Source organism: Streptomyces sp. NPDC001890, from assembly GCF_042891445.1.
Classification (GTDB): Bacteria; Actinomycetota; Actinomycetes; order Streptomycetales; family Streptomycetaceae; genus Streptomyces.
Genome location: NZ_JBIATE010000071.1, coordinates 1 through 6,369, shown reverse-complemented (window position 1 = coordinate 6,369; position 6,369 = coordinate 1). Strand labels below are relative to the sequence as shown.

Here is a 6,369-nt window from a genome sequence, read left to right as displayed (position 1 = left end):
CAGGCGGGGAGCGCGGCGCGGGCGGCCCGTACCGCGGCGTCGACGTCCTCGGCGGTGCCGGCCGGGACGTGGGCGATGATCCGCTCGTCCGCCGGATTCACCACCGCGATGGTGTCCCGTCCCGCGGCGGGCCGCCAGGCCCCGTCGATGTACATGCCGTCGTGGGCCTTCATCACTATTCCTCCCGGAAAAGGGTCACGGACGAGACCGTCCGCGATGGTCAGGGGTCGGGTGTGCCGCTGCCCGGTGGCCAACGGTAAGCCCGGCGGTTGCGCGTCGTGGGCGGGGTGGGGCGGGTTGTTGCTGACGGGTGGTGATGTTGTCGCCGTGCCCGCCGGGCGCCGCGTGGAGACCCGCTCCGCCCCGCCCCTCGCGCACGCGGCACAGCATCCGCGTTCACTCGTGGGTCAGTGGCTGTGCCGGGCGATCGCGCGCAGGAAGGCGATGGTCTCCTCCTCGCCGCTGGTGGCTTCGTCCGTGGACGTCCCGTACAGGCGGCTGGCGGAGAGCTTCACGATGGTGGTTCGGCTGACCGGATCGACGTAGACGAACTGGTTGTAGACGCCGACCGCGCTGAACTCGCCGCGGTCTCCCGCCGGAAGCCACCACTGATAGCCGTACCCCACTCCATCGGCTTGCTGGCCGCCGACGAGGGGGCGGCCGGGTTGCAGGTGCGGCGCGGTCACGGTGACCGAGTCACGCACCCACTGTGCGGGCACGATCTGCCGGCCCTGCCACACACCACCGTTGCGGTACAGCTCTCCGATCCTGGCGAAGTCGCGGGCGGTCAGGTTGAGCCCTCCGAAGGCGAGTTCCGTCCCGGCGGGGTCCACCAGCCAGTAGCCCGCCGATGTCATGCCGAGCGGCTCGCACAGCTTCTCGCACATGTAGTCGGCGACCGGGCGGCCGGTGGCCCGGGCCAGCAGGGCGCCGAGTATCTGCGTCTCACCGGAGTTGTAGCGGCAGACGGTGCCGGGCCCGCTCTCGCGCACCATGCGGGCGACGAAGTCGTCGAGCGTGCCGCCGATGCCCGCCGTCGCGGCGGTGAGCTGGTAGATGTCGGAGGCCGGGTCGTTGTAGTCCTCGTTCCACCGGGCGCCGGAGGACATCTGGAGCACGTCCTTGATGGACACACCGTCGTACGCGGATCCGGGCCGTACCGGCACGTAGGAGCTGATGGGCTCGTCGATGCCCGTGATGTGCCCCTCGGCGACCGCTATACCGACGAGCGCGGAGATGAAGCTCTTGGCGACCGACATGGACAGCCACTGCACGTCCGGACCGCCGGTCAGGAAGTAGCTCTCGTGCCTGATGATCCCGTCGACGAGCACGAGCAGTGCGGACGTGTCGGTGCGGGCCAGGAACTCCTTGGTCACCCGTGCGGTGCCGTTGTAGTCGAAGCTCTCCGGCAGCGGAGCCGCCTCACCGTGCGGCCAGGGATAAGGGTGTGCGGAAGGCGCCATCTCGCGGGTGTCGAGGAGGTCCTTCATCCGGCAGAAGTGCTCGTGCTGCGGCACCCCGGTGAAAAGGCCGAGGTCGACCAGGGTCATGCCCTTGTGATCAGTCATTGCCGTCCTTCGAGTGTGAATGGGGGATCCGGAAGGAGATGGGCGTAAGCGAACCGGCACCGCTGCCGGGGCGGGCTCGCCCTGGGACCGGAGTGACTGGTCGCGATGAACAGAAATTAGCAGTACCAACCGGTTAGGGCAACCGAGTGGTACTGTTAAATCTCCATCAACGCATGAACAGGACAGGGCGACGATGAGTTCATCCCACGTCGACGGGCGCACTCTCCGCTTCCAGCACCGGCGGCCTGAGTTGCTGGCCGCAGCAGCCGAGTACATCCTCGAACACGGCATCAGCGGCCTGTCCCTGCGTCCCGTGGCACAGGCGCTCGGCGTCACCCACGCGACACTGCTACGACACTTCTCCTCGAAGGACGAGCTGCTCCTGGCCGTCGCGGAGAAGGTCCGCACGGATCTGGCCGCGTGGCTGACGTCGGACGCGGAACTCCATGAGGCACACTCGACGGCCGAACTCGTCAGGGCGCTGTGGCGTCGACTGTGCGAACCGCAGGAGCAGCGCCAGTTCCTCCTGCTCTTCGAATTCGTCGGCCATCACGGGGAAGGGTTCGGGGAAGACGAGGAACTCTCCCGGTCGATCATCCACGACTGGATCGAGATCATCGCCAGCAGGCTTGTCGCGGACGGCTGGCCGCCGGAGGACGCCTCCGCTCTGTCCACCCTTGTCCTCGCACAGGTGCGGGGCCTGCAGCTCGATCTCCTCGTCTCCGGTGACCGCGCACGAGCGGACCGCGCCATCGACTTCGCCGTACGCCTCCTCGACCGCTCCCCCCGGGCCGGCGGTGCAGACGAGCACGGGTAGACAGCCACGTTCCGGCTCCTTTGCCTGATGCCGGCCCGACGACCACGGCTGGCTCAAGCCAACGGCAGCAACTCGACCACAGCAGTTGCCGAGAGAGCTCCTTACACGATCTCGCTGACGTTTCCCGGCCGGCCGTGACCGGTCAGGTGACTCGCCCGCTCGCTGGAGTGCGAGTACTCGGCCGTGGATCGTGGACGACGCCTCGTGGGCGCACGTCAACGACGTTCCCCACAGACCCTCGCTCCGGTCGACGGCATCCCGCCCGTCGCCAGCCACCCCGGCCGGCCGCGCCACAGGCCCGAAGCCCTGCTCAGCGACAAGGGCTACGACTCCCACCCCAACCGTGACCGAACATCAAGGGCACCGGCAAGCTCCGCTACGTCGTCGTGCAGACCTTGAACCACCCTGCTCCACAACTTCAAACGCCTCGCCGTCCGGCCTGCCAAACGAGCGGCCCTATCTCACATTCGGTGTTGACGGAGCGTGTCGCTATCCGAGGAGAACGCGGTGGCGAAGAAGGGTGAAGCCTGCTCGTCCGCGCATCTGGCGCGCGATCCGCTTGGCCTTGGCGTTGAGCCCTCGGTCGTGGACCTGGACGATCCAGAGCTCAAGGGTGTCGGCATCTCCAGGGTGAGGCTTCAGCCTCGCGGGCCTGCCGGGCATGGACAACCCACCGCTGGGACAAACGCCCTCTCCACCGCCTATGGGCCGGGTCAGCGGCGGGCCAGCACCGCCACCTCATGACCGAACCCCACCACCAGCCGGCCATCCGGCGCCACCGCAACTGCGTTCACCGGTGCAGGAAACACCAGGTCCCGCCCGATCGGTCGGCCGGTGGCGAGGTCCCACACCCGCACCTGTCGGTCGGCGCCGCCGGTGACGGCTACCGAGCGGCCCTCGACCACCCCCGTCGCCATCGTCAGCACCGTGCCGGTATGACCGGTCAGCGGCTCACCAATCTGCTGTCCAGTAGTCAGATCCCACATGCGTACCGTGGCATCGTCGCTGCCGGTAACGGCGACAGGCCGACCCCCCACCAACGCCGTCCCCACCGCACACACATCGCCGGTATGGCCGATCAGGGACTCCCCTATCTGCCCGGTGGCCAGGTCCCAGACCCACGCCAACCCACCAAGCCCGCCGGCGACGGCATGGGAACAGCTGTCCACGACGACCGTCGCCACCGCGCACGTCCAAAGGGTAAGGCTGTCCAGCTCACCTACCTGGCTCCCGGTGGCCAGGTCCCACTCCCCCACACGGCCATCGCTGTCACAGGTGATGGCGCGGGAGCTACCGTCGCCCACCACCATCGTCGCCACCGCCGTCATCCAGCCGTGGTCACTGTCCAAGGGCTCACCGATCTGCCGGCCGGTGGCCAGGTCCCACACCCGTACTGTCCCTTCGGTCTCATCATTGCTGGCGATGACGGCGACCGGGCGGCCGTCCACCACGGCCATCGCCAGCGCCCGCACCCCTTGGGCAAGACCGGTCAGATGTTCACCAACCGGCTGGCCGGTGACCAGGTCCCACACCCGCACCGTCTCGTCGTCCCGGCTGCCGGTGACAGCGACCGCACTGCCTCCCACCACGGTCGTCGCCATCGACTCCACATCGCCGGTATGGCCGGGCAGGACAACATGCCGGTACCGGTGCTCAACCGCGGTACCGGTGGCCCACTCCACCCCCCACTGCGCGGCGGGTTCGCCCTTCACCGAAACGGCGGTTATCCGCGCCGCCAGCTCCCGGTCCCCATATCGGGCTGCGTCCAGCGCCAGCAACTGCCTGCGAACCCCCGCAGTGACGTCCCGGTGCAGGTGCACCGAGGCCCGGTACACCGCCGCCAATCGCGCCGGAGGCACCGAGGCTCCATCCATCAGTCGCAGCACTTGACCAGGGTCGGCCTTCACCAAGAACCCCGGGTCCGCCAACCGCCCATCCACGCCCGCAAGCACGGCCCGGGCTCCGTCAACACTCAGATCATCGGACATCCCTGCATCCAACCAGCCCCCACCGACACACCACGCCCAACCAAGCACACCTCACCACACGATTACATAGCCAACTACGTAGCGTCACCACCGAAGCCCCCGCAGCCACAGCGGACAGGAGCCAAGCCACTCCAGACCCACATCCGCCCCCGCCTCACCTATCCGCGCGGGTTCTTTAACCGCGCGGTCCGAACGAGTCTTCGTACTTGATCACTCAGACTAGTAACTGCCGTACATGCGGGTGGCCTTCGGCTGAGCATGTGATCCGACCAAGGAACACACAAGCTCAGCACGAAGGCCGTGGGAATGAGTCTGTCGCATCATGCTGTCCGGCAGGATCCGTTCGCGGGACTGTCACACTTCCGGGGTGCGTTCTACTCCTGTCTGACCAGGCGTGCGGATGCGCTGTTCGAACTCGCGGACGCAGTATTGTGCGTGGATGGGCCGGTCCGGTCGCTGGTGGAACTGTCGCTGGTCGGTGAACACCGTCGCGGGCACGGCGGCCTCTACGACGCCCTGTCCGCGGGGCGGGTCGATGTCGCCCGGCTGCGACGGACCCTGGCCACGGTGCCGCTGCCACGGGCGGCGGATGGTCGGCTGGTGCTGGCCGCCGACCTCACCTGCTGGCTGCGGCCCAGCGCCCACACCTCACCGCAACGGATCCTGTGCCACACCTACGGACGGGGCAAGGGCCAGCACATTCCCGTGCCCGGTTGGCCATACTCGGTGATCTGCGCCCTGGAAACCGGTCGCAGTTCCTGGACAGCACCGCTGGACGCACTACGCCTGGCACCGGGCGACGATGCCGCCACCGCCCGGCAGATGCGCGAGCTTGTCAAGCGGCTGATCACGGCCGGGCAGTGGAAGGACGGCGACCCGGACATTCTTGTCGTCGTGGACGCCGGCTACGACGTGCCCCGCCTGGCCTTCCTGCTGAAGGATCTGCCGGTGCAGGTCCTGGGCCGGATGCGCTCGGACCGTGTCCTGCGACGTGCAGTACCAAACCGCGAGCCCGGTGTCCGAGGCCGCCCGCCCCGCCACGGCGGCGAGTTCGTCTTCGGCGACCCGGCCACCTGGGACACTCCCGATGCCCAGACGCTGAGCGCAACCCACCTCTACGGCAAAGCGATTGCACGGGCATGGGACCGCCTCCACCCGAGACTGACCCACCGCTCGGCCTGGACCGCCGAGCTCGATGCCCTGCCGGTCATCGAGGGGACCGTCATCCTTCTGCAGGTCGAGCACCTGCCCAGCGGCGCGACACCGAAGCCGGTCTGGCTGTGGTGGTCAGGCACCGATGCCACCGAAACCGACGTCGACCTGCTCTGGCAGGCATTCCTGCGACGCTTCGACATCGAGCACACCTTCCGGCTCTTCAAACAGACCCTCGGCTGGACCTGCCCGAAGATCCGCACCCCCGAAGCCGCAGACCGCTGGACCTGGCTACTGAGGTTTTCGGGTTGTCGTCGGGGAGTGACGATTCATGATCCCTGCGGTATGCCGGTGGGATGAGGTATCCGGAGGGTGGGGGCCTGACCGCTGAGCGTCGGGCGTTTCGTGAGGGGATCCGGCTTCAGGCCGGCGAGAGGTTCGCCGCGAGTGAGAAGACCGCAGTGATCGCGAGGGACCTGCGGGTGAGTGTGCGGTCTGTGGAACGCTGGCGCCGTGCCTGGCGCGAGAGCGGACTGGAGGGTCTGCGCTCTGCAGGTCCGGCGAACTCCCCGACCATCAGCGATTCCCAATTTGCCGTACTCGAGGAAGAACTCGGGAAGGGACCTGCAGCTCACGGCTTCGAAGACGAACGCTGGACTCTGGCCCGGGCCCAGGCGGTGATCCGCCGGCGGCTGCTGGTGAGCCTGTCGGTGGCGACGGTGTGGCGGCTGCTCAAACGGCACGGCTGGTCCTGGCAGGCACCAGCCCGCAGAGCACTCGAGCGTGACGAGCACGCGGTGGAGCTGTGGAAGAAGGAGGTGTGGCCGCGGGTAAAAGCCTAGCG

At 68.0% G+C, this 6,369-nt stretch carries 5 protein-coding genes and 1 pseudogene; 3 read left to right on the top strand and 3 right to left on the bottom strand.

Annotated elements, in window-relative coordinates; all coding sequences use genetic code 11:
- Positions 1-173: aldehyde dehydrogenase family protein (locus ACFYY1_RS42980; protein WP_388595541.1), on the bottom strand; the 173-nt coding region annotated here is incomplete at its 3' end.
- A gap of 234 nt (positions 174-407) precedes the next feature.
- Positions 408-1,568 (bottom strand): serine hydrolase domain-containing protein, encoded by a 1,161-nt coding sequence (locus ACFYY1_RS42975; protein WP_388595540.1) that lies wholly within the window; start codon positions 1,566-1,568, stop codon positions 408-410.
- Positions 1,569-1,761: 193 nt separating this feature from the next.
- Here ACFYY1_RS42975 and ACFYY1_RS42970 point away from each other — a divergent pair, with 193 nt between their 5' ends.
- Positions 1,762-2,385 carry a TetR/AcrR family transcriptional regulator gene (locus ACFYY1_RS42970; protein WP_388595538.1) on the top strand — a complete coding sequence of 208 codons (624 nt, stop codon included), beginning with the start codon at positions 1,762-1,764 and terminating at the stop codon, positions 2,383-2,385.
- A 713-nt stretch (positions 2,386-3,098) separates the two neighbouring features.
- Here ACFYY1_RS42970 and ACFYY1_RS42965 read toward each other — a convergent pair.
- Positions 3,099-4,271 (bottom strand): WD40 repeat domain-containing protein, encoded by a 1,173-nt coding sequence (locus ACFYY1_RS42965; protein WP_388595536.1) that lies wholly within the window; start codon positions 4,269-4,271, stop codon positions 3,099-3,101.
- 408 nt (positions 4,272-4,679) lie between these two features.
- On the opposite strand from ACFYY1_RS42965, the pseudogene ACFYY1_RS42960 reads away from it, so the two are divergent.
- Together ACFYY1_RS42960 and ACFYY1_RS42955 are read left to right on the top strand one after the other, a co-directional pair.
- Positions 4,680-5,822, top strand: a pseudogene (locus ACFYY1_RS42960) (NF041680 family putative transposase); the annotation flags it as partial.
- A gap of 59 nt (positions 5,823-5,881) precedes the next feature.
- On the top strand, positions 5,882-6,367 hold the full coding sequence (locus ACFYY1_RS42955) for a winged helix-turn-helix domain-containing protein (protein WP_388595534.1): 486 nt from the start codon (positions 5,882-5,884) through the stop codon (positions 6,365-6,367).
- The last annotated feature ends 2 nt before the right edge of the window (positions 6,368-6,369 follow it).

Excerpts from the sequence above, each read along its gene's own strand:
- ACFYY1_RS42975 (WP_388595540.1), bottom strand. The coding sequence starts at position 1,568 with ATGACTGATCACAAGGGCATGACCCTGGTCGACCTCGGCCTTTTCACC.
- ACFYY1_RS42970 (WP_388595538.1), top strand. The coding sequence starts at position 1,762 with ATGAGTTCATCCCACGTCGACGGGCGCACTCTCCGCTTCCAGCACCGG.
- ACFYY1_RS42955 (WP_388595534.1), top strand. The coding sequence starts at position 5,882 with ATGAGGTATCCGGAGGGTGGGGGCCTGACCGCTGAGCGTCGGGCGTTT.